The organism is Enterobacter sp. BWH52, assembly GCF_001037565.1.
In the GTDB taxonomy this organism is placed as follows: Bacteria; Pseudomonadota; Gammaproteobacteria; order Enterobacterales; family Enterobacteriaceae; genus Enterobacter; species Enterobacter hormaechei_C.
This window is the reverse complement of the sequence record NZ_KQ089854.1, coordinates 1681626-1706608: the sequence shown is the minus strand read 5'-3', so window position 1 is coordinate 1706608 and position 24983 is coordinate 1681626. Positions and strand designations below refer to the sequence as shown.

Sequence of the window (24983 nt, the reverse complement as noted above, 5' to 3'; positions counted from 1 at the left end):
TTAAAATTTTGGTGCTAAGCCATACTTCGGCGTCTTTATGTTAGCAGCCCAGACCTTGATATCGTTCTGAAGCAACAAAGTGAAATCTGACTTGAGGTGGTTAACCATCTCATTGACCTTGCTTGCATCATTCACTGAAAAGTGTTCAATCCTGTCTGCTCCGACTGATACACAGGTGTAAGTTGCAGGCACATCCTTCCCGTTAGCATTAAGCCGCACCTTCTTATCTCCACAACCACCATCGGACATATAGGATACGAGCATATTAGCTGACTCCCTCCCCGGTTGAGAGATGCTTATCATGACAGGCAATCCCTCTGAGGTCTGGGTAATGTCGTAGAGTACAGCATCTTTTTGATACCAGGTATTGTATTCTCTTTCCTGAAACGCTGCGTAGGATGGCGAAGAAATCGTCGCCAGCAAGGCGATTGTAATAAAGTGAATTTTCATCGGTTGCTATTGTTTTGTTTAGGCAAAGTTATTATCCATATTGTGCCAACAGCAACAACAACGTAAGATTATTCCTACTATTTTTAGTGGTGCTAAATTCTCTTTTAGCAACCGTTAAGTATCCATATAGCTCATATCAATAAAGCATTATAAATCCTGGTAATTTGCATTAAGTAAAAACTAACTCCATGGTAACGAAAAAAATTTGCAATCACCTCTCAATACATTATCAGCATTCAACAGCATCAACCTTATTTTTGGTGAGCTTTTTCGAATGGCGAACTGGCTGCTATGTTTCATCCATGATGTCTAATAACAAAGAGTCACTTATTAAACAAATAAGCGAGTATGCCAGGCTTAACGAGCAGGAAGAAATCTTGATGCGCAAGATAATCAGCTGATTGATTCATCCGCTTAATCTTATAACTATTATCAAGCCCACCAGCAGGTGGGCGTTGTAATGGCTGCCACTACCCGGAGTGGCCACGCTCATGCCCTTGAGTTGCTGTCGCTTCATCGCCGCTTATAACCGGTGCGCGTCTGGCGTTCGCGCTGCTTTACCGGAGTATGTCCCTTTATTTACCCTTATAACGTTCTGCTATAGCTGCTCGTCATTACGCGACTCGGGGCAACATCATGTATGCTGCATTACTTAACGACTTTGGCCTATCCTTTTTACTTGCTCATTTGGTTTATCCGTAAAATAAACAACCGCCTGTAGGCGGTTATGAAACTTGTTCCAAAACCCTCATCTTCCCTTCAAAAAGAATCTCTTTGGCTAATGGATTACTGATTTCCCCTTTCCAATACTTATGTGCTTTTTCTAAAGCAAGATCGTAAGGAATATCATCATTCATTAGGTGTTCATCACTTGCCTCATGTGTTTTCCCTTCCAAGTCGACACGGAAAACAGCCTGATTTTTACCTAGCCCCAATTGTGATATCCAATAGTTCAGGTTGTCTTCACCTTGAGAAACCCAAAGACATTTTTGTCTAGAAGGCTTATCCAAGTAGTTTTCTACCCGAACCGCCTCCCAAATCAGCTCTCTTGTGTATTTACAAAAATGCATGGCCATTTCTTGGCCTACGGTAGCTATTAGCTGTGCAGATGTGCCCGTAGTTATAGTTCCTGCCTTCAATCCATAGAGCCACTGCATTCTGGTATAATTAACTAGCTGACCATCAACATCAACTGGGATAGGTGGGATGCTTGAATTAAGAAAATAGTTAAAAAATGGATTTGGGAAAGTCGTACTTACTAAATCGCCCACAGCTATTGGTTTATGTCGAACCCAAGAATTTTGCGATTTAGTTGCTATGTAAAAAAAGTCCATGTTGGCTTCCATTGACAAATAAGTAACACAATAACATTTTCCTATACTCTAGCAAACGCCGGTTAACATAGACTTGTTTTAGATTTTACTTACTCGTGGCAGTTCACCTGCCACACTTTGTTATGCGCCAGGATGTCGCGCTTCGTCTGCTTATCCAGTACATCCCAGTCGTGGTCCGTTCCGTAGATGGGTTTAACCCAGTCGCAAGCCGTGTCCACTACCTCAACCCTTACGGGTCCAGTTTGTGCGCAGCTCGCGATCAACATCGTCATCAGGCATATGGTTAACAGTCTGCTGTACATTGCTGGCCTCTTTAGTTGCCTCTACCCGGCGTTCCGCTGCTGCGACCGTTGCAGCTGCGTTATCTTCAGTGCGCTGCTGGTCGGCTTTGGCTTCGGCTTTGCTTGTGCCGCGTGAATGACCAATCCCAAAGGCACCAGCGATAGCAGCCATAACAAGCGCAGCAATAGCGATAAGCGTTTCGAATTCCATATCAACCTCACACCAGGACCGTTTTGGCATGACCGAAGCGAGCACGACGGTCTTCCAGCCCGTTAGTGCCGCCGTTGATAATCTTCGTCACCTGCATAAGGTCTCCGGAGTATTTCAGGCATCCCTTAGTAGCGAAGAACCAAGCAGCGCTTCTGGCTGCATAAACATCATCGGCCAGTAGCTCAGGCTGCTTGACCAAATCAACCTTCAGGCCGTTGCCGCAATCACGGTAGTTGTTGAGGCCAGTAATCTGGATAAGCCCACGCCCACGGTATAACCAGCCGTCGCCGGGAGCGTTGTTACCCATGCGCTTGCTGTATACCAGGTTCGCGATGGCGCGTTGTCGCTCGATCGGTAATGTTCGCTCTTCAGGACGACGCCCAAGCGCGTTAGCCTGGTCTGCCGTGAGGCGTCCCGCACGGATGAAGTTAACCAGTCCTGCAATGCGATAGTTGAAGCTCTCCACCAGCAGAGTGAAACCTGCTGATTCGTGCCCAGCCTGAGCAATGAACATGGCCTGGTCTACCGGCTTGGTGATGCCGAACTGTTCCATCGCATCACTGATTGGCTGAAACCAGCGCGCAGCTAACTCGGCGCTTAGCCCAGCCGCCTTTTGAAATTGTGATTGGTTCACGTTGTGCTTTCCCCTGCGATTCTTGCGATGTTGCCGCGCGCTCGCCATACGGCTATGCAGACAACGAGATTGACGACCAACTCTCCGTAATCAACCTGCACGTAATCACCATGCCAGATTCGGAAAGCAGTAAACGCTGGTGCGAGAATCAGCCCATACGCCAAAAATTCCATCAGACGGCGTCGGCGTAGGCTCCGCTTTCTGAAGAACATCAGGCGTATGGTTATCAGGATGCATGCAACAGCATTAATGTTCAGGATCAGTGTTTGCCACGTCATTCTTCCCCCTTCAATCCGGGTAAGTCTCCTGTCTTCGAGCGCTTAAGAACACGAAGCAGGACGGTGACAGAAACCGTTGAGGCCGCCAGCGCGCCAATGGCTGGAGATACTTTCACGGCAACTGGCGGAGAAAGGTGACTTAATGCCGCATTGATAAGCGCTGCGATGATTTCAGATGCTGTTCCGGCGCAGTAAACCCCACCGATAAATGAGATAAGCGCAAACAGTATCTGCTTCCAGAGCTTATGATCTTCACTGCTCAAAACGTAAAGAGCGGCCCCAGCAAGTGAACAAAGCATTACGGCTGGAGTAGCTTCTGGAAACATCGTGGCGAAGGTGATCCCGGTAGTTCCGGCAGCAACACCAGCAGTTGCCGTAGCAGATATCGGTTCTGCGGACATTTAGCCCCCTCTTATTGCCGTGATTCCTCTCAGAACGAGGGGATAAAAAAAGCCACTAAACGTGGCTTATGTGTTAATCGATTGAATGGTCAGTTATTAAGATATTTATTAGCGTCAGATATAAAATCAGAATATCTACCAACCCAGTTCCTTGAGTCATTTATACTTGCATGTTTCTTTATGATTATTTCTGACAGATAACTTTGAATGTCATTTATTGATTTTTTAAAGGCCAATCCTTTTTCATCTTCAAGTACTGATATAAGCAAACTTACTTTAAATTTCTCAAGCTCAAGTAAAGCAGCCGACATATTTTTTTCAATTTCAGGGCGTTTATAGCTAACACTTTTAATCCCTTCATCTATCCATTCAGAATGTAACTCTTTTACTTTCGTGAGCTGATATGCATATTCACTGACGTTAAGCCTAACATGGGCTGCATAGTTCCTTTTGTCTTCGCGGCTTTGCTGATATCTAACCGATTCATTATTTTGCCGGATAACATATAAAGAAATTAAAGCGGGAACCAAGCCGCTAATGAAAGCTGCAATTATGGTTTCCCATGAGAATGAAGAGTCTACAGAAACTGTAGCAATTTTATCAATACTGATTGTATCTGCTAAACGCTCATGAACGTATAGGAATGGTATGCCTAACCACATGACGAGACCTTAATGAATTTAAAAGGTCATCATAACAAAAAACCCGCATTGCTTGCGGGTTTATGACTCGTTCTATTGCTCAGAACGCTTTACTGTCCCGAGCCTAACACAATTTAAGCACTTTCTTGCTCACTCTGCAACTTAAATCTGTCGCCATTTGTGCCGAACGCGTCACAGAGTGGTGAGTACAGGATCGATTCTGCAAGACTTACCCATGTATCAATGCGACGACGGCATGTAATAGGGGTCCAGTCGGGGTGTTTTGAATTAAGTTCTTTAGCCATCTGGAGTTTGCTTTTACGCAGACGATGACGATCAACAATCACGCCATACAGCCCACGGTATTCTTCGTTCATCAATACCGCAGCAATAACGCCGTCAATCTTGAGCCCCTCCTCGTCTGAGCAGAACGCCAGGCCAGTTTTGTTTTTACTGTCGAGGATTTCACGCAGGTATGCTTCCAGCTCGGGTTTGGTGATGCCGGATTTCTTCATGCGGCGCAGCGCATCGTTGATAGCGGATTTGGTTATTTTCCCGGAAGCCAGCAACTGGTTGAACATGTTTCCGCCCGAGCCACCACCGATATAAGACCAGCGACCCCACATGCGGAGCTTTCCCTGCACCCAGATACTTTCTAGAGTGCGAAGGCGAACCAACTCGCCGGATTTACCTACTTCTGAAGGATTGATCATTTGCGTCTCCACTTACGCCAGTACGCCGATTGCCAGCGCACGATCTAAAAACCGAAACAGCAGCGTTAACTGGTCGCCGTATTTCGCTTCAAATGCCACGGGATCAGCGTGTAACTCGTCGTGATGCGCTCTGCACAGCGGTATCACAAACAGGTCATGCGCCTTAGTACCCATTCCACCCTGCCCGTGTCCTATCAAGTGGTGGGGGTCGTCTGCCGGGTTATTGCAGCAACTGCACTGCTGCGACTTCACCCAGCGGGTGTATTTCTCGTTTTCCCAGCGTCGGCGCTTTGGCCTCAGCATGAAAGATTCCGGCGTTTCAGGATCGACCTTCACCGCCACTATCTTCTTTGCCTTCTCCTGAAAGATTTGCGTAGCCGGTAATGACGGGACAATGTCGCTTTCCCTCATCACTGAACTGTGCTGTTCTGGCTTGATTCTGAGTGCTTTACTCGCCACAGATTCAGGAACAAGGTCAGCCAGATCATTACGTACCATCCACCAGCAGAACTCAGGAAGCGAAAGAGTGTGTTCAGGGCTGAAACCTAAATCAATATTTACCCTTCCCAGCAGCCATTTTACCAGGTTCTGCATGGCAATTCCTGCCAGTCTTTCAGTGGTTTGCTCACGTAAATGGTTATCACACGACCAGCAAAGACGAATGCTCCCCGGAGCGTGGCGCATTACCGTAAAGTCACTGGCATGCCAGTCAGTGTGAGGCCACTGACATTCAAATTTTCTCTCCAGCCAGGCATCAAGGCTACTCAATCCACCAGCTCGCTGAATGACCCTCTCGTTAACGAAAATAGCCTGCATGTTGGCATCGTCAGTCAGGGGCTGGTGGGCTTCAGGGATTAATCCAGATGGCAGATGCTGTATGGCTTCGGATGGTGGCTCAATAACTACCCTTCCCTGACGGAATAGCCAGAGCAGTTCGGTACCAGGGCGGAACAGAACCACCCCGGACATCGGCGCAATTTCAGGCGTCAGTATGGCTCTCACCCAATTCCCCCCATTGTTGGTTGATGTCTGGTTATCGATATTTCTACCCTTCCTCCATGCACTTTCGGCCCCCACTCCACCAGCATTCTCTGCACCTGGCTGTCATCCTCCCAAATGCCAGCATGCGTAAGCGCATCAAACAGAGCCTTGTTGTAGTTGTCGATGTCGCGGCGGCGTTCGTCTGGTGGGTACAACATAATTTCAACGTCAGCAGGTGCCGTTGAAGGTTTGGGAAGAAAGCGAAGCTGCTCGACAATGGCTACACAGGCCGCGCTTTGATATGCCCTGCCTTTGGCGCTGATCAAATGGCGGCCCTTTAACGGCCCCTTATTCGGGGCTCGCCAGTATGTGTTTACGCTCGGTGGGAACGGGAGCACCAGTTTCATAACGTCAGTCCCTGTTTTTTCAGCCATTCAACAGCGTTATCTCTGGCCTTATCTCCACCGGATAGCAGGTCTTTGATAATCGTCACTGGATCTGCATCCCATTCCGTTTTGACGACGGTAATGCCCCTGGCAGCACCAGGAGCAACAGTGATGTAACCTTTTTTCTTAAGTGACTTCACATGCTCTACAGCAGCATTCGGCGATGCGCAGCCAATTAATCCGGCAAGCTCCAGCATCGTAGGTGGAAAGCCAGCCTTTTCGATGTGAATCTTGATAGCTTCAAACACTTCATTCTGACGCAGCGTTAATTCAGGTTTCATGCGGCGCGCTCCTGTAGTTTTTTCATGGGAACGGCAACTGCCGGTATAAGCTCAACAGCTGGTGATTCAGATTGATTTCCCCAGTGGTCCCAGCCAGGTGCACCGCAACGGCTGAATAGTTCGATGCGTGGAACATCACCGTAAAGCTTCTCCAGGCGGAAACGGGCCTCTGCTGGCTTCTGGCTGTGCTCACCGAGTGGGCTGTAAATAACCTGCTTGATGCTGGCGCACTTGCGTTCAAGTCCATTCCCCCTGGTGGCGATCAACAAGTCTTCGGTATTGGCTCGGGTGTAGTTACCGCCGTTCATGCGTGTCTGTGCGTTCAGCAGGTCGAGGAAGTCGTAAAAATCTTCCACACGGCCTGCCTGAAGTGCTTTGTTGATATGCTTCTCTGCCAGTGGGTTGAACTTTACCCAGGTAAAGCCCTTCATCGTGCGGACCTTAAAGCCCCACGCTTCAGCCAGCTCGATAGCCTCTCGGGTATGGGTTCCGGTAAACCACATAGCCAGAACTGCATCATCGGCAGCCAGGTCCCAAACCGGCAAGCGCTTCATGTCGATCAGTTTCATCGTGTCGTAGTGATCTTCTGCTGCACCGTTACTGGCTTTGTTGTCATAAAGCCAGGCTGGGTCGGCATAAATGAGTGAGTATTTCCCGGTCATCGCGTTACACCTCAAAAGCAAGTTGTGGCGTGAACCGATCGCGTTCTGCGTCGTAATTCAATGAACTTGCGGAGTTAAATGATTCAATGCGTTCAACCAGCACCGCCGCGCGGGTTTCTTTGCTGGCTGGCGCGTAGGCTGATTTATCCCACGACTTATCTATTCCGATGTTGCGCGCAACGTTGGTGCTGTCAGCTGACGACAGCGGGATGTGAGTGAAAATATCTTTATTCAGCATGCGAAGGCCATGAAGCTTCGTAATTGGGTAGCCGTTTTTATCGACTACGTGACGTATCAGGTCGCGCAGTTTCGCCCGGCACGCTCTTGGTCGCTTGGCGTCATATTCGCCCATGCTGCCGATACAAACGCGCGGGAACTCATGACACAAACGAATAAAGCGCTCGTCTGGCTCGTTAAAGTGATACACCGGCGCTCCTACGACTTTCCCGTGAGGCCATTCAGCAATAAGAGCGTCATTCTCTTCACTGGTGCCGCCGATAACGTCTGGAATAACAGCGAACCCGAAACGAGGATGGTTACCCCAGCGCTCAACGAAGCGGTAATACTCGCTCCAGTCAACAACACGATTCTTTGTCCAGAAACTGAATGCGCCGTTATCCAGCGCGAAAGACTGGGTGACTTCGCTGGCCAGGGCTATTTGGCCGGGGTTAGCGAAGGAGATGAAAGCGTGCCTGCCTTTCCATGCCTTCAGCGCGCATGTGTCCGGTGTGATTGGTCCTCCGTGGTAGTGGATCATCAGACATTCCTCGCTCGGCCAGCCAGACACCATGCATCAGAGGGTGCTTTCACTTTCGGCGCCATGCTCAGGCAACGCTGACGCTCAATCAATATCTTCATCCGCTGCTCTTCGTTCTTAGAGCGATTGAAGGCATCCATCAGTACTGTGGCCGCACGCTGGTAGAGCCCTTTTTCAAACAGGCCTTGAGCCTTATCCATCATTGTGGTCACAGCCGGATTCAAAGCTTCTTCCTGTTCTGGTACAGCTGGTTTATCAGCCCGGTTGATTTTCAGTGCATAACGCCCCTCGCCAACCTCGCCACCCGGTGCTTTGGCAAAATACTGGTAGCACTTGCCGTTATGCTGGCGGGTTGCGCGATTCAGTTTGACCAGATGGCATACACCGCGCTGAACAGCGTGAACGTCGTATTGAGGCATTGAAGCTGCGATCTGTTTGTTCGTTAAACCAGGATTATCAGCGATGAATATTTGAATATCTTTCAGAAGGCTCATGAGTTCGCTCCTCTGAAGCCTGCTGGGATGACTTTGTCTGGCTGACCGAATTTCAATGGATCTTGTTTGCGGACAGCGTCCCAGTCCTCACGCTTAGGTCGGCCTTTGCTATTCCAGCGCAACGCGTTCTGCAAATATCCTTCGAACTTGGTCGGCCTGAACAAAGTTGTTGGCTGCATGTGTTCGTAGTATTTCGTGTCTTTCCACTGCTCGTGCTTGTAATCAATAACCAACAGCAACTCATCGTGTGTGAAGTTCTCACGAAGTCTGGCGCGAATATTATCCAGGGAGCTTTTCCCCTTGCGGAATGTCTTACCAGTAACGGCATTGAGATGGTTGAGGATTAAGACTGCCTGACCAGTTATCAAATCAACCTGATTGACACATGCAGTGTCGGGTTGCGACGCAACCTGACAATTAGGTTTTTTATCTGATGGATCAGTAGTTGATTTTACTGACGGATCCCCACCAGATTCTGACGGGTGAAAACTGCCATTATTACTGTTTTTCGACGCATCAAATTTTGACGGGTCTGATTTTGATGCATCAGATTTTGACGCGTCAGATTCTGACAGGTGAGAAAAGGCAGCTGCCTGTAATTTCGAAACATTGAGCTGGTAAACATTCGATGCATTGCGGTTGCCTTTACGACGCTGCTGGCGAGTCAGCCAACCGTCTTTTTCCAGCTGAGAAATAGCTGTGCGTACCGTGCTCTCACCAGCACCAATCTGGCGCGCAATGGTAGCAATGGAAGGCCAACTAACCCCTTCATCACTGCTGAAGTCTGCCAGACGCGCCATGATGGCAACGCTGGACAACTTCATGCCTGAAGAAGCGCAAGCGTCCCAAACGTAACCGGTTAATTTAGTGCTCATGGTCGTCCTTTAACTCTGTAAATTTACGCTGGAATTGCTCAAGAGGGCTGAAGCACTCATGATCGTACCCTTCGCGAAGGTATATAACGCGTCGGGTCTCGGGCTCCCACCTGATGACGCGCACGGGTACGCCATAGTGATCTCTGAAGCGCCGGTTAAGTTCTCGCATATCGCTCTCCCCTTCCGACGCCAGACACCCACAATCGCCATTGCCCTGCTGTGGTTACATGGAACCCAACGGCCTGATACCATGCGCTCATACCGAAACGACGATGTTCCAACAACGGGAATACCACGGAGTTGCGGGAGACGGTTGTTTACCGTTACACTGTTCATGCGTTAGTTTCTCCACTGATACGACACGCCAAGGGGCCCGGAGCTGCACACTCGCGGGCCTCACCCATTTCTGGAAGGCAATAAACACGGGAAATAAGGTTCAGGAACGTCATGAGGGTGACCCTGAACTCATACGCAATATCGTTAAGACTTTGCCACTCGCTCCGGTCAACTATTCCATCTTCAATGTAATGACGGTAAGCATTGACCAGGTCACCAAGTCGGCCCACCAGCTCGGCCAGTTTCAAGCCAATCTCTTCGTTTTCATCATCTGGCACTGCGCCAGGGACATGAATTCCGTTATCAGTTTCACGAGAGAAAGCATCAGCGATGTAACTCACACCAGCAGCGCTCTGAAGCACCATTGCCCAGCCCATTGGGAAGATCTGGTCGCCACCAGCACGAAGGCGGTTAAAGAGTGAATTCTGGGTTTCGTCCAGAATCTCCGCCGCTTCAGCGTACCCGCCAGGCAACGCCGCAATCGTCTTTCTGATTGCTGCCACCAGCCAGGCTGGCTGCTTCTCAACTTTCCATTCAGGTTCTATACCCACGGTCATCTCCTCTTTTCTGTGGTTTCTATCAAACTGCTGAATCTGTAGGCTTTTGGGGACGACTAATCGCCTTGATCAATTCCTTTGAGAATTTACCCTCGGAGGCTAAAGCGATTTTTTCCGCATAATTAGTCTCGCCAGTAAAATCTGTACGAGGCAGACATCCTTTTTTCATCCACTTGTAGATGGAACGAGCACTACATCCGCAAGCAGAAGAGATGGTAATGACACCAATCTCCTTAATTGCTTCGGTAAGAGTTGGGAGTTTTTCCTCTTGCATATGCATCTCACTTTATGAACTTAAAGTACATATTATGACGGAACTGATAGTTCACGCAAGCACGCCTATTATTGAACTCATGGTTCAGGAAGAAAGAGCGCGACAAGACTTCTCCAAAAGGCTAGCGCTGGCCTGTGAAAAAGCTGGTTTTCAGACTCATGGCCGACAGGCAGAAATTGCCAAGAAAATGAAGCTAACACCTAAAGCTGTGAGTAAATGGTTTAACGGGGAAGCAATACCAAGGCGTGGAAAGTTGCAGGATCTGGCAGCTCTTCTTGGCACGTCTGCAACTTACCTGCTAGGTGATTCTTCTGAGGACGGAATTATCAAAAGACAAGCCAACATGAGCAGCGATGTTTACCGTGTAGAAGTTCTGGATCTTTCTGTCAGCGCAGGTCCCGGAAATTACATGCTTTCGGACTATGTTGAGGTGCTTTATGCCATCGAGTTCACCACCGAACACGCCCGCTCTCTCTTTGGTAATCGTCCGCAGCAAGACGTCAAGGTGATGACGGTAAGCGGGGACAGCATGGCCCCAACGCTAGTGTCAGGGGATAGGTTGTTCGTGGATATCTCGGTGCGACATTTCCAGACTGACGGAGTTTACTCTTTCGTTTACGGTAGGACTTTCCACGTTAAGCGTCTTCAGATGCAAGGTGACAAATTAGCCGTTCTGTCCGATAACCCAGCTTATGAGAAGTGGTACATCAACGAAGGAAACCATGATCAGTTCTATGTCATGGGTAAGGCGTTGATTCACGAGTCTATAAAATACAACAGACTGTAGTAGTTCACGCAGAGGGTCAGCCTAGCTAGTGCTTTCTGGGAAAACTTTGAAACAATCTGTCTATTGTTAGCATAGATTGCAACTAGATTTCAGTTGCACTATCTTTAACAGAGGATGTATTCTTCGTGGGAAGAAAGGAAAAGTTAAGGTTGAAGTTAGATAGGTTGCCCAAAAATTTCACTTGGGATGAACTTGTCGCGCTTATGAGCCAGTATGGCTTCAAGCTTTTGAACGCGAAACGTGGTTCAGGACGCAAATTTTACAGCCAAGCCCTTGATAAATTAGTAATTTTTCATGAGCCACATCCTGAAAACACCCTCAAAAGATATGTCTTGGAAGAAGTTAAACTGCTGTTAGATGAGATTGATGATCATGAATAACCTGATGCAATACAAAGGGTACTATGGTAGCTCCAGCATTTCATTTGAAGACGGAGTTATGCATGGGAAGCTCGAATGCATAAATGATCTCGTCACATATGAAGGCGCTACCGTTGCGGAGCTTCGTGCTGCCTTTGAAGAGGCCGTTGACGACTATCTCGCAACTTGTGAAGAGATCGGGAAGTCGCCTGATAAGACAATGAGTGGTTCCTTCAATGTGCGTATAGGTGAATCGCTCCATAAGAAAGCATACTTAGCGGCCAAGTCAAAAAATATGACTTTAAATGATTATGTAAAACAGGCCGTAAGTGAGTCGGTAAATGGAAGAAAAGAGGTTCATTACCACTTTGAAAAGCCAAGGGATGTGAGGGAAGTCTCGTTCTTCTCCTCAAGACGCACTGAAGAAACCTATTGGGAAGTTTCAGTGGATAACGGAGTACAGCACTAATGCTTGATAAGATTCGCTTTAAAGGGTTCGATTTAGAGGGCTCTTCACTTTTTATCAACGACGATGACAACTCTGAGGGCGGGAAATACAGCTTAAAATTTTCTGAACACCGCGTGATTCCGCAGAATGATGAAGATGGAAATTGGGTATTTATTGAGGTCACACCTTCAGTGATCGGCTTCCCACGTGACAAAACGAACATTGAAGACGGCGAAGATGTGCTCTTCAAAGCAGAAGCTAACTTGACGTTAACTTTTGAATGCTACCTTGATGAAAATGTTACTGAAGATTTCTATAATGAAAACTCTTGGTTCTTTGAGAATTATGTTTACGTCTGTACAAAATTAGTATTTGAAAACATGTTTAAAGATACAGTATTAGACACCATCAAGTTACCATGGTCTCCAAAACCTACTGATAATTAAGATATTACCCGGCCTAATCGCCGGGTTTTTAGGTTGATCTGATAGCGATAAATCCATAACCGCCCCGCCCATAGCATGAACATCATGCTCACCCTTTCATCTCTCAAATCCATTAGTGCGCACCTTTTGGTGTTTTATTGATCATATAATCGGCATTAAAACAATTAAAATCCGCTTAATTTCAGTACGTTACGTAGTAAAACACAAAATGTGTACTTTTGGTACTTTACATTATTGAACTATTGGTACATATTTAATCCATCGGTAGGTTAGCAGTACGGTATATAGCACATGTGCCGCAGCGGTCCGGGGATTCCTTCAAGTATCCAGATCCAGCGGGTAGCCGGAATGTGCAAGCCAGGCAAGCACGACGGCCAGAGACGTTTCACCAGCGTGGCGATCAGGTGACAGCCCAGACGATATCTGAGTGGCTATAAAAACAGATGGGAGCCGGTGGAATCCCGGCACACAACATGAAAGCGCACTTCATCAACTATCGGTTGTGGATGACAGATAAGTAAACGAACGGAGTGCGCCTCCAGTTGTGTTAACCGTAGTAGCTGTACCAGATGCTGTGTGTAGTCTTGGCGGTCGGCAGTTTTGAATGTTCTTAATGTCGACCGCCCCTTTTCACAACTGAAAGCGCGTTCAGCGTTCAACTTGAGAGGCCGTAGTCGTTAAATCAACTCAGGAGAACGCGCTCCCAATTGTGGAGAAGCTAACTGGCGGTGGCAGCCGCCCGTTTCACTAAGTGCCTTGATTGGGTGCTTACTAAAACGAACCCCCTTAATTTTTTGTCGCCAACCGGCGAGGGATTCGTGCAACCAAAATTCAGCGCTGTGCAGAGCGCGTATAACACGGAGAAACTATCCATGACGAACACACAGAACGTCACCGAGTTACAACCACGCATGACCCGGGAGCAGCTGATCGATGCAGCGCGTAAGGCCGCCCCTCTCCTTCCGCCAGCTTATCGCGGAATTATGACCGAACTGGCTAACCGCCTGGACTATACCAGCGTCGCGCTTTGTGAAGCGATGGCGCAGCGTAAGGAACTGGCTGCTCAGAACGTCACCTTGCGTGAAGATGTCGCAAGCTGGGCCAAAGAGTGTGACCGCATTGTTGAACGCCACACGAAGAGCAGAACCAATATGCATTTACTGGAAGCCCAGCGAGAACTGCGTGAGTTGTCTACCGTCGTCATTTCCCAAAATAATGAGGTGGCTCTCTAATGGCTAACTCATTCAAGCAAATGACACGTGACGGGACCATCAAACGTACCGATACCGGGATGTTTATCAGCCTTGACCAAATCCATGTGCGGGAAGGTTTCAACAAACGTGAAGATGATGAGCGTACCCGCCAGGCAGATGATGACCTCTTCAACTATCTGATGAACGGTGGCTCCGTTCCCCCGCTGGAGGTTATCGCCCGTGATGAAGGTGGAGTGTGGGTTGTTGAAGGCCACCGTCGGCGTCGCTGCTATGCGCGTTGTGCAGAAGCCGGTAAGCCAGTAGACCGCATCCATATCATGCCGTTCAACGGTAACGATGTTCAGCGCCTGGCCCGCATCATGACCAGTAATAACCAGCTTCCGCTATCCGATATGGAACAGGCAGCTGTTATTCAGGAGCTACATAACGCCTTTAACCAGACCACCAGCGAGATAGCAAAGCTCGTGAATAAGTCTGTGTCCACCGTCGAGAAGCTGCTGCTCCTCAGCACGGCGAACCATGACGTTCAGCAGGAGGTTAAATCCGGTGCTGTGTCAGTCGATGTCGCGGTTGATCGCGTTATGGAGTATGGCGAACAGGCCGGGAAAGTACTCCAACATGATAAAGCTGTAGCGGCTGCTCAGGGTAAGTCGAAAGTAACCCGTAGCTCTATCGCGCCGGAGCTGAGTGTAAAGAACGCACGCCGTTTCGTTGAGCTGATGGCTCAGGCCACGATCAGTGATGAAGGCGTCTTCACTCTTGAAGGGAGTGCACTGGCCGAGGCGCTGTCGATTATGGACGAACATAAAGCGATTGCCGAAGCGCGTGAAACTTACCGCCTGTCACAACCAGTCCCTGAAACTGAGATCAGAGGGAAAACTCTTTACGTCAGACTTGAAGGTAATGAGATCGGGAAAGCGCAAATCTATCGCGGTAAGAACGTCATCCTTAATGGGATCGTGACCAGCCAGTCAAAGGCTGTGGCCCACTTCGTTAAGCAACACAAATTGCAGCAGGAGCAAAATCATGACAGCCAATAAACCAATGACCGGCGAACAGCTGGATGAACTGATGACTATTGCTGTCAAAATGCAACGAGACAGTGAAAAAGTGAGTGACCGCCCTGCTGCTATGTTCGCTTATGCAGTGCAGGTAGCTGTTCTGGAACTGCGTAAGGTTCGTAATGAAGCTGCGGCGCTGGCTGCGGAAAATGCGGGGATTAAAGCTGCGATTGACGCAACTATCAGATGGCAGCAATCAACCGATCCGGAGAATGTCGAAAGCGTTCGAATGCTAGTCGACGTTAAAACCCCAGCAACCGAAGTTATCCTGGCTGATGTAATGGCGCAGGGGGTGGAGATGTTCGCCAAAGAGATGCATGCAGATATCAGCGGTGATGATGCCCGCGAGTTCGCCGCCCAACTTCGCAAAGGAGCAGCATCATGAGCAATAAAATTTCAGCCATTCCGGTTGAACGCGACCAGTACGGTTACTGGACTCACCCGCTTTATGATGAATTTTGCGATGGGCGTGAATCTATCTCACCTGATGAATTCAACGCCTGGCTGGATAAGAACGGCCTCGAGTGGAAAGTGGAGTACCGCGATGAGGATGATATCGATCCCGATGTGGACGGCTATGACATTTCATCGTGGCAGCCAGAATCACCAGATGGTGATGGCTGGTTTGTCGGTTCTATTCAAGATACTGAAGACGGTGCTGTGTGCATCTGGTTACGCCAGGAGGCCGCCCAATGAGCAATATTACAGTCGAGAAAATGGATGTGCTGGCATACACGGTAACCGGCGCTGAACGTCTCGACCCCGTTCGCGTGATGATTGAAAACTATGAGCCTGGTAAAGGACGGATAACCGTCACCTGCTACGGGCGGGCATGGACTGGAGCGTGGTTTGCTATGGGCGGTGACACTGTTCAGGATTTCATTAAGCGCGTCAGCAATGACTACTTGATCGGATGTTTAGCCCCCCGTCTTGAAAGCACCATTGATGACGACAATGAGGCAAACCTCAACTTCGTTAAGCAACAAATAATCAAACTCCGTCAGGAGCGGGAAATTGAAGCATATGTAGCCCGCGAAATGTGGGCCGAGGCCGAAAATGCAGATGATGTTAAAGCTAATTGCTGTGATTTCCTGGTCGGTGAAAAGCTTTTAAATCTGTTTGGCGATGACCCGTGGTACGCGGGCTGGCCGAAGGTTCCGAATCACGAATATCAGTATCTTGAGCGCGTTTTAAACGCCATGCGCGAAGGGTTAAATGAACTGGAGCGTGCAGTCATGAGCACTAATTTAAAGGAATGGCTCCAGCAGACAATCGCTGAGCTTGAAGAAGAGCGCGATGCTGTGCCAGGAGTAGTAAACGAAGATGCGGTGATGGCGCTTGAGGCGATGAAGATTGCTCTGGCATCGCTGCTTTATGGTAAAGCCGAACAAACAAACTACCGCGCTATTGTTGAGCGGATAGCTGAAATCGTTCACGGAAAAGTTACTGATATCGATCTGCTTACGGTAACAGTTAAGAGCATGAAGGATAAATTGCAGAAATAAACACCGGGTGCAGCCGGTTAAGTGGAGAGAAACGCATGGGGCAGTTAGTAACACTTCATGAGTGGGCATCTGGTCCTAATGGATTCAAATATCCATTAAGCAACTCAGCATTAAACAAAATAGCAAAGACCAAACAGACTTATCCGCCAGCCTTAAAGCAAGGTCGACGCTGGGTTATAGATGAAGATGCTCGTTTTGTTGGCATGGTTGGCAGTGTTGATATTTCGTCATCATTATCAGACAAGGCCCGCCAGTTAGTGGAGAAAGCAATAAATGGCAGCTCGCCCCAGAAAACATAATGTCAAAATACCCAACCTTTACTGTAAGTTAGATAAGCGTACTTCAAAAATTTATTGGCAATATCGCCACCCTGTAACAGGTTCATTTATTGGATTCGGAACAGATGATGAAGCGGCAAAAGCTGCTGCAATCGAGATGAACCGTATAACCGCAGAACAAGAAACTCAGCAATCTTATGCTCTGATTGATATGGCAATGAAGAGCTCAGGGAAAAAGGAACAAGGTATACGTGTTTCTGAGTGGATTAAAAAATACATCGAAATTCAGATGGAAAGGTTGCGTGACGGTGAGATAAAAAACCCTACTGTAAAGTCCAGACGATTATGTTCGCAGATTCTCGCAGATAGAGTGCCAAACCTTCGCCTGAAGGATGTTGATACAAGACTCATTGCAAAAATTATTGATGAATATAAGGCAGAGGGAAAGCACAGAATGGGCCAACTGATAAGAAGCGTACTAAACGACGTGTTCAAAGAGGCGCAGCATGCTGGCGAGGTTGATCCTGGCTACAACCCAGCCTTAGCTGTAAAAAATCCAATAGCCAAAGTGAAACGAAGCAGACTTAGCATTGAACAATGGAAATTGATTTTTGAAAGCGCAGGCTCTTTGCCGCCTTGCGCTCAAAATTCTATGCTTTTGGCTTTAGTAACCGGGCAAAGGATAGGTGACATAGTCGAGATGAAGTTTAGTGACATTTGGGATAATCACCTTCATGTTACCCAAAATAAAACCGGAATGAAGTTAGCTATCCCCTTAAATTTAAAGTGCGATGCAATCGGGTTGACTCTGGCTGATGTTATTAGTAAGTGTCGCGATAGAGTAGTGAGCCCTTATCTGATCCATCATGTTAAGCATCACGCTTACGGTAAAGCGGGATCTCACGTTCCCGAAAAAACAATATCAAGATATTTTAAGGAGGCAAGAGATAAAGCAAATATCACCTGGCCTAAGGATTGCACTGCCCTTCCGCCGTTTCATGAACAGCGCTCGCTTTCATCAAGAACATACAAAGCTCAGGGTATAGATGTCAAAACTCTTTTAGGGCATAAAACCGAAGCAATGAGCGTAATGTATGGAGATGATCGTGGTCTAGAATGGAAAAAAGTTGTGATTTAAACAGGGAGTTTTGGGGAATTATTTTGGGGATGTTTTGGGGAACGAGTTTTACGAATTAAATTCAGTCACTTAGATTTTAGCGAATTGCTCCAGAAACAGTCATCCACCAGCAACGCATGACCCAACAGCCAGCGCTCCCGCTGGCTGTTTTCTTTCAGCCCTCTCCGTCCCGTGCTAATGTAGCAAGCTACGTATTGGCAAATCACAGGTGAAATCGTTATGTCTGATGACGTGACCGGGACGACGACCCATCAGCGCCTAATCAGCTTATTAACCGAGCAGGAGGCGCGCTTTCGCATGGTGGCGCATGAGGCCGTTGGGAAATGCGAAGCGGTCAGTGAAATTCGCGGGACCGATCTCCGGCAGGGTGCAAAAGCACTGGTCTGCAAGGTAAAAGGCAACGGCGTTAAGAAACATATTCTGGCAATCCTTGCCGCCGATCGGCAGGCCGATCTGAGCCTGCTGGCCAGCCATTTCGGTGGGCTAAAGGCCTCTCTCGCCAGTCCGGCAGAAGTGGATGCGCTTACCGGCTGCGTTTTCGGCGCCATTCCCCCCTTCAGCTTTCATCCGGATCTGACGCTGGTCGCCGATCCGCTGCTGTTTGAGCGCTTCGATGAGATCGCCTTTAACGCCGGCCTGCTGGAAAAGTCGGTGATTATGGATACCCAGGACTATCTGCGTATCGCCCGTCCTGAACTGGTGACGTTCCGTAAACAATAAATACAGCGGCTGGCTAACGGTCAGCCGTTTTCCAGCAGCAGCACGGAAGCAATCAAAATAATCGCGATGATAAAAAATGATGAGGAAATAATTAGCGTTTCGACAAACATAGGATCGTTCATGATGCCCTCTGCTTTGCCCATTTACCTCTTTTTTACTCCCCCACAATGACAGCTAAATGACAATGACGCGTCCGCGAAAAGACGATTTTTTTCGCTGAAACGATTCGCTGTTAACTATCCTTCTCCGTATAAAGTCACTGTTTAAATACTTTATTTGTTACCGGTATCACGAAAAGAAATTTACGTAACCCCGATGCCAGATCTCGCAATTGTTAACCTTTTCATCCTGGTTAACCCTGTTTACGGAGCACCTCAAAAATAAACCTTACACTGGCAAGGTGAATACAATGACCGAGATAATTACCCGTAAAGAAAAGATCAGTTATGGGTTAGGCGATATGGCGAGCCATATTGGGCTGGATAACGTCATTATTTTTCTGACGTTTTACTATACGGACGTGGTGGGGCTACCTGCCGCATTCGTGGGCACCATGTTTCTTCTGGCGAGAACCGCCGATGCCATAATAGACCCGGCGATGGGCTATATCGCTGACAGGACGCGCACGCGCTGGGGCAAATTCCGTCCCTGGATGCTGTGGCTGGCGCTGCCCTTTGGCGCAAGTTGTCTGCTGACCTACGCCGTGCCGGCGTCCCTCGATCTGCACGGTAAAATGATTTTCGCCACCGTCAGTTATACCCTGATGATGCTGATGTATACCGCAATCAATATTCCCTATTGCTCCATGGGCGCGGTGATTACGCCCGACAACGATGCGCGAATTTCCCTACAGTCTTATCGCTTTTTCCTTGCCACTTTGGGTGGCGCGCTGTCGACATTCTTTATGATGCCGCTGGCAGAGTTTTTAGGTGGCGACGATAAATTACTGGGCTACCGCTGGGCAATGGCCATTATGGCGACCGTCGCGGTCGTCATGTTCTGGATCTGCTTCGCCAATACGCGTGAACGTATTAAGGCTCCCGCTACCCACAATAATTATCTTGCGGAACTGCGGGATTTATTACGAAACGACCAATGGCGGATTGTCGCCGTCCTGGTATTAACCAACATTGGTTTTGGCGTTATTCGCCTTGGCGCAATGATGTATTTCGTCACTTATTATCTCGGTAGCGCAAGCTATTTTATGTGGATGCTCGGGGCGCATATTCTCGGGAAAGCCGCAGGCAGCGCGCTGGCCAAACGTCTGACGCAGAACGTCAGCAAAGTGCAGATGTTTGGATACTGTTCCGTACTGGCGGGGGTACTCAGCATCGCTCTGTTCTTTGCGCCTAAGTCGGTGCTTATTCTGGTGCCCATGACGTTTATCGTCTCCACCCTTTACCAGGCCACCACCACGCTGATGTGGGTAATGATGGCGGACGTCGCCGATTACGGCGAATGGAAACAGGGCAAACGCATGGACGGCGTGATCTTCTCCACTTTCCTCGCCGTACTCAAGTTGGGGATGGCGATCAGCGGCGCGATTGTTGGCTGGACGCTGGGCTTAAGCGGTTATGTTGCCAATGCCCCGGAGCAGACCAACACGGCCATGTACTGCATCATCGCCCTCTTCACCGTCGTGCCTGGCGTCTTGTCACTCTGCGCGTTTGCCACGCTGCGCTGGTATAAGCTCGACGACAGCACAATGCAATCCATCCATCTCGCCAAACACCCTGTTTAGAAGGACGCGTTATCCATGAGTGAGCTGATTCAACATTCCAACAGCATCGAATGGCGTTTTGAACGCCAGATCCTGCGTATTGAACCGTGGGGAGAAAACAGCCTGCGCGTCAGGGCCACCTGCTCCCCGGCTTTTGAGGACGCCTTACAGGCACTGTTGCCCGCCGCCCCTTGCCAGGCTGAGATTATCGCCGAAGCGGAAAGCCTGACGCTGCGCAACGGCAATATTACCGCGACGCTGAACCTTAAAGGTCAGCTGGCCTTCTACAATCAGCGCGGCGAACTGCTGCTGGAAGAGATGTGGCGCCAGCGTTCAACGGTGGGTATCGGTGCCAGCGAGAAGAGTCAGGATAAATATGTCAGCGCCCTGAAGCTGGATGGCCGTGAATTTAAGCCGCTAATGGGGGGAAAATATCAGCTCACCGTCCGGTTTGAATCGCGTCCGGATGAACACATCTATGGCATGGGTCAGTATCAACAGCCGTGGCTGGATCTGAAAGGCTGTACGCTGGAACTGGCGCAGCGCAACTCCCAGGCCAGCGTGCCCTTTATGCAGTCCAGCCTTGGCTATGGCCTGCTGTGGAACAACCCGGCGATTGGTGAAGCCAGCTTTGCAAAAAATCAGACGGAATGGCGCGCCCGCGTGACGGGAGAAATGGACTACTGGATCACCGCCGCTGACACGGTGGTGGATATCACCCGCCAGTATGTAAAAGCCACCGGAACTCCGCCCGCCGCCCCGGCGTTTATCAGCGGGCTGTGGCAGTGCAAATTACGCTACCGCACCCAGCAGGAGGTGCTGGAGGTTGCGCGGGAGTATCGCCGCCGTAATCTGCCGCTGTCGGTGATGGTCATCGACTTTTTCCACTGGCCGAATCAGGGCACCTGGTGCTTCGACCCCGTAGACTGGCCCGACCCTGAAGGGATGGTCGACGAGCTGCGCGAAATGGGTATTGCGCTGATGGTGTCGGTGTGGCCAACGGTAGAGGCGCGCAGCCCTCTCTATCCGCTGATGAAAGCCAAAGGCTGGCTGGTCAGCAGTGAACGTGGCGTGCAGGTCAACCTCGACTTTATGGGCAATACCACCTTCTTTGATGCGACCCATCCTGAGGCGCGGAAATTCGTCTGGGATACGGTGAAGAAAAATTACTACGACATGGGCATTAAGCTGTTCTGGCTGGACGAAGCGGAACCGGAATACCGCGCCTATGATTTTGACAACTATCGCTACCATGCCGGTCCGGTACTGGAAGTGGGCAATCGCTACCCGCGTGATTTTGCGCAGGGCTTTTACGATGGGCTCCAGGCAAACGGTGAAACCGACATTGTTAACCTTGTACGCTGCGCCTGGGCAGGCAGCCAGCGATTCGGCGTGCTGGCGTGGTCGGGTGATGTCCACTCCTCATTCCATGCTTTTCGCAATCAACTCGCCGCGGGACTGAATATGGGCCTGGCGGGGATCCCATGGTGGACGACCGATATCGGCGGCTTCCAGGGAGGGAACGTTAACGACCCGGCGTTCCACGAATTACTGATCCGTTGGTTCCAGTGGGCGGTGTTTACACCGGTTCTGCGCATGCACGGCTATCGCGAACCGCAGATCCAGCCTCCGGAGCGCTACCGTGACGGCATTCCTCAGTGTAACAGCGGTTCGCCTAATGAGCTGTGGAGTTACGGAGAAGAGAATTACGCCATCATGCAGCACTGGCTTACCGTGCGCGAAACCCTGCGCCCGTATATTGACGCGTTGTACCAGCAGGCTCATCTGCACGGAGACCCGCTCATGCGTCCGCTGTTCTGGCACTATCCGCAGGACAAGCAGAGCTGGGCGTGTGAAGATCAGTATCTGTTTGGCGAAGATCTTCTGGTGGCACCGGTTATGCAGGCCGGCCAGCGTGAGCGCGATGTCTGGTTGCCGACGGGCAATAGCTGGGTCGCTCTCAACGGTGAGCGCTACGCCGGTGGGGAGCATATCAGGGTGCCTGCGGCGCTGGAAACCATCCCGGTGTTTATCCGCGAAGGAAGTCCGCTTATCCAGCAGCTGGTGGACTGACGTCAGGCAAGTGCCCAAAAATAGACAATTTTTTCAGTAAAGCCTGCCTGCCGTCGCGTTTGCGCGTAAAGTAAGCAGGCTTACTATTTTTGGCAAGGATCCCGTCATGTTCGACCCTACACTGCTCATACTTCTGGCCCTGGCTGCACTGGGTTTTGTCAGCCACAACACCACCGTCGCGATTTCCATTCTGGTCCTGATCATCGTTCGCGTCACACCGTTGAACACCTTCTTCCCGTGGATAGAAAAACAGGGGCTTACCATCGGGATCATTATTTTGACCATCGGCGTGATGGCCCCGATTGCCAGCGGAACGCTACCGGCCTCAACGCTGCTGCACTCCTTTGTAAACTGGAAATCGCTGGTGGCGATTGCGGTGGGCGTTTTTGTCTCGTGGCTTGGCGGTCGCGGCGTGACGCTGATGAGCAGCCAGCCTTCGCTGGTGGCCGGGCTGCTGGTGGGCACCGTGTTAGGCGTGGCGCTGTTTCGTGGCGTGCCGGTTGGCCCGCTGATTGCTGCCGGTCTGGTTTCGCTGTTTATCGGGAAGTCGTAGTCAGGCTGGCGATATAGCGGGCGGGCGTCTGTCCCAGTCCTTTCTTAAACATGGTGATGAAGGCGGTGGTGGAGTCATACCCCAGCGCCTGCGCCGCCTGCTGAACCGACTTTCCGCCGATCAAAAACTGCAATGCGACAATCAGCTGGAGCTGGTGCCGCCAGCGGCGAAAGCTTAAGCCGGTCTCTTTCACCACCAGCCGCGCCAGATTGCGTTCGCTCATGGCAAAGTGGCTGGCCCACTGCGCCAGCGTCTGCCAGGCGGCAGGTTCGTTTGCCATGGTCTCACTCATCAGGCGAATTTTTGGATGCGGAGATACCGGCAGCTGTAGATGCTCCTGCGGTTGCAGGGGCAGTTCATCAAACAGGACGTCTACCAGCCTTCCGGTAGCGGGAAGAGGCAACTCTTCCCGTGACCTGTCCGCAAGCGCCAGCACCAGCTCCCGCACCAGGGGCGATATTTTCAGCGTACAGGTACGCGTCGGCAATTCGAGCGCACCGGGTTCAATAAACAGCAGGCAAAGCTGCGCGCCGGGCGTCGCCTTGTTGCTGTGCGGCGTTTGTCCTGGGATCCACACCGCATACTGGGGCGGCACCATCAGCATCGCGCTCTCCACTTCACAGGTGATCGCTCCACCCAGCGCCATAATCAGCTGCCCTTTGCGGTGCTGATGCAGCGGAATAAATTGTTCCTGTGCCACCACGCGGATGCGAAAGGCCACCGCCGCGTCGTGCTGGCTATCGGGATCGTAGCCGTCGAGCCCCAGTCCGTACATAAAGTTGTCCGATATTAGCGATAAACTGTCATTTTAGCCTGATTTCAACCACAACTTAAATCGGTATGGTATGCGCTCGCCTGAACGTAAGAGACAATAATGACTACTGCTATTCAACCTTCCGGGAAACAGGGTGCACTGCTGGTTGCAGGCATCCTGATGATCGCCACGACGCTGCGCGTCACATTTACCGGTGTCGCCCCCCTGCTCGACACCATCCGACAGGACTATGGCTTAAGCACGGCGCAAACCGGCCTGCTCACAACGCTGCCCCTGCTTGCCTTCGCCTTTATCTCTCCCCTTGCCGCAGGCGTCGCCCGGCGCCTGGGCATGGAGCGCAGCCTTTTTATCGCTCTGCTGCTGATTTGCATCGGGATTGGCGTACGTTCGCTGCCGTCGGCCGCGCTGCTGTTTATCGGTACGGCGATCGTGGGCTGTGGGATTGCGCTGGGCAATGTCCTGTTACCTGGCTTAATCAAACGTGATTTTCCGGGCCAGGTCGCAAAACTCACGGGGGCGTATTCGCTGACGATGGGGGCCGCCGCTGCCGCAGGGTCGGCGCTGATCGTCCCGCTGTCGCTGGGGAGTGGTGGCTGGCACGGAGCGCTGTTGATGCTGATGTTCTTCCCGCTGGTGGCGCTGCTGCTGTGGTTACCGCAATGGCGCCAGAGGCCGGCCGCCACCCTGACCGGCGCGGGCGCGTTGCACAACCGGGCTATCTGGCGCTCGGCACTCGCCTGGCAGGTGACGCTTTTTCTGGGCATTAACTCGCTGATTTACTATGTCATTATCGGCTGGTTACCCGCGATTTTGCTTAGCCACGGCTACAGCGAAACGCAGGCTGGCTCCATGCACGGGCTTCTCCAGCTGGCAACCGCTGTTCCCGGTCTCGCCATTCCGCTGATCCTGCACCGTCTTAACGATCAGCGTGGCATAGCCGGGCTTGTCGCTCTGATGTGCGCTGTCAGTACGGCCGGGTTCTGGTTCGCGCCGGGGCTGGCCGTCGTCTGGACGCTGGTGTTTGGCTTTGGATCCGGCGCCACCATGATCCTCGGCCTGACGTTTATCGGACTGCGGGCCAGCTCGGCACATCAGGCCGCCGCGCTCTCCGGCATGGCACAGTCGATTGGCTATCTTCTGGCGGCCTGTGGCCCACCGCTGATGGGGAAAATTCACGATACCGCCGGAGACTGGCGCATTCCGCTGCTGGCCTGTGCGCTGGCTGCGGTAGTGATGGCCCTGTGCGGCATGCTGGCCGGGCGTGACCGGGAGATCACACCCCGCTGACATTCAAGGCAGA

37 protein-coding genes are annotated in these 24983 nt (G+C 50.5%); 16 read left to right on the top strand and 21 right to left on the bottom strand.

The window, feature by feature from the left end; genetic code table 11:
- The 19 genes from SK47_RS08085 to SK47_RS23030 form a co-directional block, all read right to left on the bottom strand.
- Nucleotides 1-450, bottom strand: coding sequence for a hypothetical protein (locus tag SK47_RS08085; RefSeq protein ID WP_048243820.1), 450 nt, complete (start codon nt 448-450; stop codon nt 1-3).
- 725 nt (nt 451-1175) lie between these two features.
- Nucleotides 1176-1784 (bottom strand): DUF2441 domain-containing protein, encoded by a 609-nt coding sequence (locus SK47_RS23035; RefSeq protein WP_048243818.1) that lies wholly within the window; start codon nt 1782-1784, stop codon nt 1176-1178.
- Between the two features lie 89 nt (nt 1785-1873).
- Nucleotides 1874-2002 (bottom strand): hypothetical protein, encoded by a 129-nt coding sequence (locus tag SK47_RS24260; protein ID WP_255353992.1) that lies wholly within the window; start codon nt 2000-2002, stop codon nt 1874-1876.
- 4 nt (nt 2003-2006) lie between these two features.
- Nucleotides 2007-2276, bottom strand: a complete 270-nt coding sequence (locus tag SK47_RS08075) for a hypothetical protein (RefSeq protein WP_048243816.1) — start codon at nt 2274-2276, stop codon at nt 2007-2009.
- Nucleotides 2277-2283: 7 nt separating this feature from the next.
- Nucleotides 2284-2910, bottom strand: a complete 627-nt coding sequence (locus SK47_RS08070; protein ID WP_048243813.1) for a glycoside hydrolase family 19 protein — start codon at nt 2908-2910, stop codon at nt 2284-2286.
- Nucleotides 2907-3188: a phage holin family protein gene (locus tag SK47_RS08065; protein WP_000220248.1), complete on the bottom strand. Its 282-nt coding sequence runs from the start codon at nt 3186-3188 to the stop codon at nt 2907-2909. Before SK47_RS08065 ends, SK47_RS08070 begins: the two co-directional genes overlap by 4 nt.
- Complete coding sequence (locus tag SK47_RS08060) at nt 3185-3589, bottom strand: putative holin (protein ID WP_006809173.1); 405 nt, start codon at nt 3587-3589, stop codon at nt 3185-3187. Before SK47_RS08060 ends, SK47_RS08065 begins: the two co-directional genes overlap by 4 nt.
- 89 nt (nt 3590-3678) lie before the next feature.
- Nucleotides 3679-4251 carry a hypothetical protein gene (locus tag SK47_RS08055; protein ID WP_048243811.1) on the bottom strand — a complete coding sequence of 191 codons (573 nt, stop codon included), beginning with the start codon at nt 4249-4251 and terminating at the stop codon, nt 3679-3681.
- A 113-nt stretch (nt 4252-4364) separates the two neighbouring features.
- Entirely contained in the window at nt 4365-4943 is a 579-nt protein-coding gene (locus SK47_RS08050; RefSeq protein ID WP_048243808.1) for a DUF1133 family protein, read from the bottom strand.
- A 12-nt stretch (nt 4944-4955) separates the two neighbouring features.
- A complete protein-coding gene (locus SK47_RS08045) occupies nt 4956-5945 on the bottom strand; it encodes a DUF968 domain-containing protein (protein ID WP_048243806.1) in 990 nt (329 codons plus the stop codon).
- Entirely contained in the window at nt 5942-6331 is a 390-nt protein-coding gene (locus SK47_RS08040) for a RusA family crossover junction endodeoxyribonuclease (protein ID WP_048243804.1), read from the bottom strand. The genes SK47_RS08045 and SK47_RS08040 overlap by 4 nt, the downstream gene beginning before the upstream one ends.
- A complete protein-coding gene (locus tag SK47_RS08035; protein ID WP_048243802.1) occupies nt 6328-6651 on the bottom strand; it encodes a LexA family protein in 324 nt (107 codons plus the stop codon). Before SK47_RS08035 ends, SK47_RS08040 begins: the two co-directional genes overlap by 4 nt.
- Complete coding sequence (locus SK47_RS08030; RefSeq protein WP_048243800.1) at nt 6648-7313, bottom strand: MT-A70 family methyltransferase; 666 nt, start codon at nt 7311-7313, stop codon at nt 6648-6650. The genes SK47_RS08035 and SK47_RS08030 overlap by 4 nt, the downstream gene beginning before the upstream one ends.
- Nucleotides 7314-7317: 4 nt before the next feature.
- On the bottom strand, nt 7318-8070 hold the full coding sequence (locus tag SK47_RS08025) for a hypothetical protein (RefSeq protein ID WP_048243798.1): 753 nt from the start codon (nt 8068-8070) through the stop codon (nt 7318-7320).
- On the bottom strand, nt 8070-8564 hold the full coding sequence (locus SK47_RS08020; RefSeq protein WP_048243796.1) for a hypothetical protein: 495 nt from the start codon (nt 8562-8564) through the stop codon (nt 8070-8072). Before SK47_RS08020 ends, SK47_RS08025 begins: the two co-directional genes overlap by 1 nt.
- Nucleotides 8561-9439: a conserved phage C-terminal domain-containing protein gene (locus SK47_RS08015; protein ID WP_048243794.1), complete on the bottom strand. Its 879-nt coding sequence runs from the start codon at nt 9437-9439 to the stop codon at nt 8561-8563. Before SK47_RS08015 ends, SK47_RS08020 begins: the two co-directional genes overlap by 4 nt.
- Entirely contained in the window at nt 9429-9608 is a 180-nt protein-coding gene (locus SK47_RS08010; RefSeq protein ID WP_032619902.1) for a DUF4222 domain-containing protein, read from the bottom strand. Before SK47_RS08010 ends, SK47_RS08015 begins: the two co-directional genes overlap by 11 nt.
- A 163-nt stretch (nt 9609-9771) precedes the next feature.
- Nucleotides 9772-10332: a YmfL family putative regulatory protein gene (locus SK47_RS08005; protein WP_075262084.1), complete on the bottom strand. Its 561-nt coding sequence runs from the start codon at nt 10330-10332 to the stop codon at nt 9772-9774.
- 22 nt (nt 10333-10354) lie between these two features.
- Complete coding sequence (locus tag SK47_RS23030) at nt 10355-10606, bottom strand: hypothetical protein (RefSeq protein WP_006809185.1); 252 nt, start codon at nt 10604-10606, stop codon at nt 10355-10357.
- A gap of 34 nt (nt 10607-10640) precedes the next feature.
- Between SK47_RS23030 and SK47_RS08000 the strand changes: the two genes are divergently transcribed.
- From SK47_RS08000 to SK47_RS07950, 12 genes are all read left to right on the top strand, one after another.
- Nucleotides 10641-11393, top strand: coding sequence for an XRE family transcriptional regulator (locus SK47_RS08000; RefSeq protein WP_048245045.1), 753 nt, complete (start codon nt 10641-10643; stop codon nt 11391-11393).
- A 125-nt stretch (nt 11394-11518) separates the two neighbouring features.
- Nucleotides 11519-11773 carry a type II toxin-antitoxin system HicA family toxin gene (locus SK47_RS07995; protein ID WP_048243792.1) on the top strand — a complete coding sequence of 85 codons (255 nt, stop codon included), beginning with the start codon at nt 11519-11521 and terminating at the stop codon, nt 11771-11773.
- Nucleotides 11766-12221, top strand: coding sequence for a type II toxin-antitoxin system HicB family antitoxin (locus tag SK47_RS07990; RefSeq protein WP_023330794.1), 456 nt, complete (start codon nt 11766-11768; stop codon nt 12219-12221). Before SK47_RS07995 ends, SK47_RS07990 begins: the two co-directional genes overlap by 8 nt.
- Nucleotides 12221-12646 (top strand): hypothetical protein, encoded by a 426-nt coding sequence (locus tag SK47_RS07985; RefSeq protein WP_048243790.1) that lies wholly within the window; start codon nt 12221-12223, stop codon nt 12644-12646. The genes SK47_RS07990 and SK47_RS07985 overlap by 1 nt, the downstream gene beginning before the upstream one ends.
- Nucleotides 12647-13518: 872 nt before the next feature.
- The gene (locus tag SK47_RS07980) at nt 13519-13878 is read left to right on the top strand and encodes a hypothetical protein (protein WP_233158465.1); all 360 of its coding nucleotides are present in this window, start codon (nt 13519-13521) and stop codon (nt 13876-13878) included.
- Entirely contained in the window at nt 13878-14900 is a 1023-nt protein-coding gene (locus SK47_RS07975; protein WP_048243788.1) for a chromosome partitioning protein ParB, read from the top strand. The genes SK47_RS07980 and SK47_RS07975 overlap by 1 nt, the downstream gene beginning before the upstream one ends.
- Nucleotides 14887-15306, top strand: a complete 420-nt coding sequence (locus SK47_RS07970; RefSeq protein WP_053071083.1) for a hypothetical protein — start codon at nt 14887-14889, stop codon at nt 15304-15306. The genes SK47_RS07975 and SK47_RS07970 overlap by 14 nt, the downstream gene beginning before the upstream one ends.
- The gene (locus SK47_RS07965; protein ID WP_048243786.1) at nt 15303-15617 is read left to right on the top strand and encodes a hypothetical protein; all 315 of its coding nucleotides are present in this window, start codon (nt 15303-15305) and stop codon (nt 15615-15617) included. The genes SK47_RS07970 and SK47_RS07965 overlap by 4 nt, the downstream gene beginning before the upstream one ends.
- Nucleotides 15614-16426: a hypothetical protein gene (locus tag SK47_RS24255; protein ID WP_237767309.1), complete on the top strand. Its 813-nt coding sequence runs from the start codon at nt 15614-15616 to the stop codon at nt 16424-16426. The genes SK47_RS07965 and SK47_RS24255 overlap by 4 nt, the downstream gene beginning before the upstream one ends.
- A 35-nt stretch (nt 16427-16461) precedes the next feature.
- On the top strand, nt 16462-16725 hold the full coding sequence (locus tag SK47_RS23025) for an excisionase (protein WP_022650818.1): 264 nt from the start codon (nt 16462-16464) through the stop codon (nt 16723-16725).
- Nucleotides 16700-17842 carry a phage integrase Arm DNA-binding domain-containing protein gene (locus SK47_RS07955; RefSeq protein ID WP_048243783.1) on the top strand — a complete coding sequence of 381 codons (1143 nt, stop codon included), beginning with the start codon at nt 16700-16702 and terminating at the stop codon, nt 17840-17842. The genes SK47_RS23025 and SK47_RS07955 overlap by 26 nt, the downstream gene beginning before the upstream one ends.
- 219 nt (nt 17843-18061) lie before the next feature.
- Nucleotides 18062-18562, top strand: a complete 501-nt coding sequence (locus tag SK47_RS07950) for a YbaK/prolyl-tRNA synthetase associated domain-containing protein (protein WP_003857877.1) — start codon at nt 18062-18064, stop codon at nt 18560-18562.
- A 20-nt stretch (nt 18563-18582) separates the two neighbouring features.
- On the opposite strand, the gene yoaI is transcribed toward SK47_RS07950, so the two are convergent.
- Nucleotides 18583-18684: a small membrane protein YoaI gene (gene yoaI, locus SK47_RS24250; RefSeq protein ID WP_017384693.1), complete on the bottom strand. Its 102-nt coding sequence runs from the start codon at nt 18682-18684 to the stop codon at nt 18583-18585.
- Between the two features lie 287 nt (nt 18685-18971).
- Between yoaI and SK47_RS07945 the strand changes: the two genes are divergently transcribed.
- From SK47_RS07945 to SK47_RS07935, 3 genes are all read left to right on the top strand, one after another.
- Nucleotides 18972-20303 carry a glycoside-pentoside-hexuronide (GPH):cation symporter gene (locus tag SK47_RS07945; RefSeq protein ID WP_044596273.1) on the top strand — a complete coding sequence of 444 codons (1332 nt, stop codon included), beginning with the start codon at nt 18972-18974 and terminating at the stop codon, nt 20301-20303.
- 15 nt (nt 20304-20318) lie between these two features.
- Nucleotides 20319-22355 (top strand): glycoside hydrolase family 31 protein, encoded by a 2037-nt coding sequence (locus tag SK47_RS07940; RefSeq protein WP_048240964.1) that lies wholly within the window; start codon nt 20319-20321, stop codon nt 22353-22355.
- Nucleotides 22356-22461: 106 nt separating this feature from the next.
- The gene (locus tag SK47_RS07935; RefSeq protein WP_003857881.1) at nt 22462-22908 is read left to right on the top strand and encodes a DUF441 domain-containing protein; all 447 of its coding nucleotides are present in this window, start codon (nt 22462-22464) and stop codon (nt 22906-22908) included.
- Here SK47_RS07935 and SK47_RS07930 read toward each other — a convergent pair.
- On the bottom strand, nt 22892-23683 hold the full coding sequence (locus tag SK47_RS07930) for an AraC family transcriptional regulator (RefSeq protein ID WP_022650813.1): 792 nt from the start codon (nt 23681-23683) through the stop codon (nt 22892-22894). The two genes, SK47_RS07935 and SK47_RS07930, sit on opposite strands and share 17 nt — an antisense overlap.
- A gap of 99 nt (nt 23684-23782) precedes the next feature.
- Between SK47_RS07930 and SK47_RS07925 the strand changes: the two genes are divergently transcribed.
- The gene (locus tag SK47_RS07925) at nt 23783-24970 is read left to right on the top strand and encodes a CynX/NimT family MFS transporter (RefSeq protein ID WP_048243781.1); all 1188 of its coding nucleotides are present in this window, start codon (nt 23783-23785) and stop codon (nt 24968-24970) included.
- Nucleotides 24971-24983: the final 13 nt, after the last annotated feature.

Excerpts from the sequence above, each read along its gene's own strand:
- SK47_RS08085 (WP_048243820.1), bottom strand. The coding sequence starts at position 450 with ATGAAAATTCACTTTATTACAATCGCCTTGCTGGCGACGATTTCTTCG.
- SK47_RS23035 (WP_048243818.1), bottom strand. The coding sequence starts at position 1,784 with ATGGACTTTTTTTACATAGCAACTAAATCGCAAAATTCTTGGGTTCGA.
- SK47_RS08075 (WP_048243816.1), bottom strand. The coding sequence starts at position 2,276 with ATGGAATTCGAAACGCTTATCGCTATTGCTGCGCTTGTTATGGCTGCT.
- SK47_RS08065 (WP_000220248.1), bottom strand. The coding sequence starts at position 3,188 with ATGACGTGGCAAACACTGATCCTGAACATTAATGCTGTTGCATGCATC.
- SK47_RS08060 (WP_006809173.1), bottom strand. The coding sequence starts at position 3,589 with ATGTCCGCAGAACCGATATCTGCTACGGCAACTGCTGGTGTTGCTGCC.
- SK47_RS08055 (WP_048243811.1), bottom strand. The coding sequence starts at position 4,251 with ATGTGGTTAGGCATACCATTCCTATACGTTCATGAGCGTTTAGCAGAT.
- SK47_RS08050 (WP_048243808.1), bottom strand. The coding sequence starts at position 4,943 with ATGATCAATCCTTCAGAAGTAGGTAAATCCGGCGAGTTGGTTCGCCTT.
- SK47_RS08040 (WP_048243804.1), bottom strand. The coding sequence starts at position 6,331 with ATGAAACTGGTGCTCCCGTTCCCACCGAGCGTAAACACATACTGGCGA.
- SK47_RS08035 (WP_048243802.1), bottom strand. The coding sequence starts at position 6,651 with ATGAAACCTGAATTAACGCTGCGTCAGAATGAAGTGTTTGAAGCTATC.
- SK47_RS08030 (WP_048243800.1), bottom strand. The coding sequence starts at position 7,313 with ATGACCGGGAAATACTCACTCATTTATGCCGACCCAGCCTGGCTTTAT.
- SK47_RS08025 (WP_048243798.1), bottom strand. The coding sequence starts at position 8,070 with ATGATCCACTACCACGGAGGACCAATCACACCGGACACATGCGCGCTG.
- SK47_RS08020 (WP_048243796.1), bottom strand. The coding sequence starts at position 8,564 with ATGAGCCTTCTGAAAGATATTCAAATATTCATCGCTGATAATCCTGGT.
- SK47_RS08015 (WP_048243794.1), bottom strand. The coding sequence starts at position 9,439 with ATGAGCACTAAATTAACCGGTTACGTTTGGGACGCTTGCGCTTCTTCA.
- SK47_RS08010 (WP_032619902.1), bottom strand. The coding sequence starts at position 9,608 with ATGCGAGAACTTAACCGGCGCTTCAGAGATCACTATGGCGTACCCGTG.
- SK47_RS08005 (WP_075262084.1), bottom strand. The coding sequence starts at position 10,332 with ATGACCGTGGGTATAGAACCTGAATGGAAAGTTGAGAAGCAGCCAGCC.
- SK47_RS23030 (WP_006809185.1), bottom strand. The coding sequence starts at position 10,606 with ATGCAAGAGGAAAAACTCCCAACTCTTACCGAAGCAATTAAGGAGATT.
- SK47_RS08000 (WP_048245045.1), top strand. The coding sequence starts at position 10,641 with ATGACGGAACTGATAGTTCACGCAAGCACGCCTATTATTGAACTCATG.
- SK47_RS07990 (WP_023330794.1), top strand. The coding sequence starts at position 11,766 with ATGAATAACCTGATGCAATACAAAGGGTACTATGGTAGCTCCAGCATT.
- SK47_RS07985 (WP_048243790.1), top strand. The coding sequence starts at position 12,221 with ATGCTTGATAAGATTCGCTTTAAAGGGTTCGATTTAGAGGGCTCTTCA.
- SK47_RS07980 (WP_233158465.1), top strand. The coding sequence starts at position 13,519 with ATGACGAACACACAGAACGTCACCGAGTTACAACCACGCATGACCCGG.
- SK47_RS07975 (WP_048243788.1), top strand. The coding sequence starts at position 13,878 with ATGGCTAACTCATTCAAGCAAATGACACGTGACGGGACCATCAAACGT.
- SK47_RS07970 (WP_053071083.1), top strand. The coding sequence starts at position 14,887 with ATGACAGCCAATAAACCAATGACCGGCGAACAGCTGGATGAACTGATG.
- SK47_RS07965 (WP_048243786.1), top strand. The coding sequence starts at position 15,303 with ATGAGCAATAAAATTTCAGCCATTCCGGTTGAACGCGACCAGTACGGT.
- SK47_RS24255 (WP_237767309.1), top strand. The coding sequence starts at position 15,614 with ATGAGCAATATTACAGTCGAGAAAATGGATGTGCTGGCATACACGGTA.
- SK47_RS23025 (WP_022650818.1), top strand. The coding sequence starts at position 16,462 with ATGGGGCAGTTAGTAACACTTCATGAGTGGGCATCTGGTCCTAATGGA.
- SK47_RS07955 (WP_048243783.1), top strand. The coding sequence starts at position 16,700 with ATGGCAGCTCGCCCCAGAAAACATAATGTCAAAATACCCAACCTTTAC.
- SK47_RS07950 (WP_003857877.1), top strand. The coding sequence starts at position 18,062 with ATGTCTGATGACGTGACCGGGACGACGACCCATCAGCGCCTAATCAGC.
- yoaI (WP_017384693.1), bottom strand. The coding sequence starts at position 18,684 with ATGAACGATCCTATGTTTGTCGAAACGCTAATTATTTCCTCATCATTT.
- SK47_RS07945 (WP_044596273.1), top strand. The coding sequence starts at position 18,972 with ATGACCGAGATAATTACCCGTAAAGAAAAGATCAGTTATGGGTTAGGC.
- SK47_RS07940 (WP_048240964.1), top strand. The coding sequence starts at position 20,319 with ATGAGTGAGCTGATTCAACATTCCAACAGCATCGAATGGCGTTTTGAA.
- SK47_RS07935 (WP_003857881.1), top strand. The coding sequence starts at position 22,462 with ATGTTCGACCCTACACTGCTCATACTTCTGGCCCTGGCTGCACTGGGT.
- SK47_RS07930 (WP_022650813.1), bottom strand. The coding sequence starts at position 23,683 with ATGTACGGACTGGGGCTCGACGGCTACGATCCCGATAGCCAGCACGAC.
- SK47_RS07925 (WP_048243781.1), top strand. The coding sequence starts at position 23,783 with ATGACTACTGCTATTCAACCTTCCGGGAAACAGGGTGCACTGCTGGTT.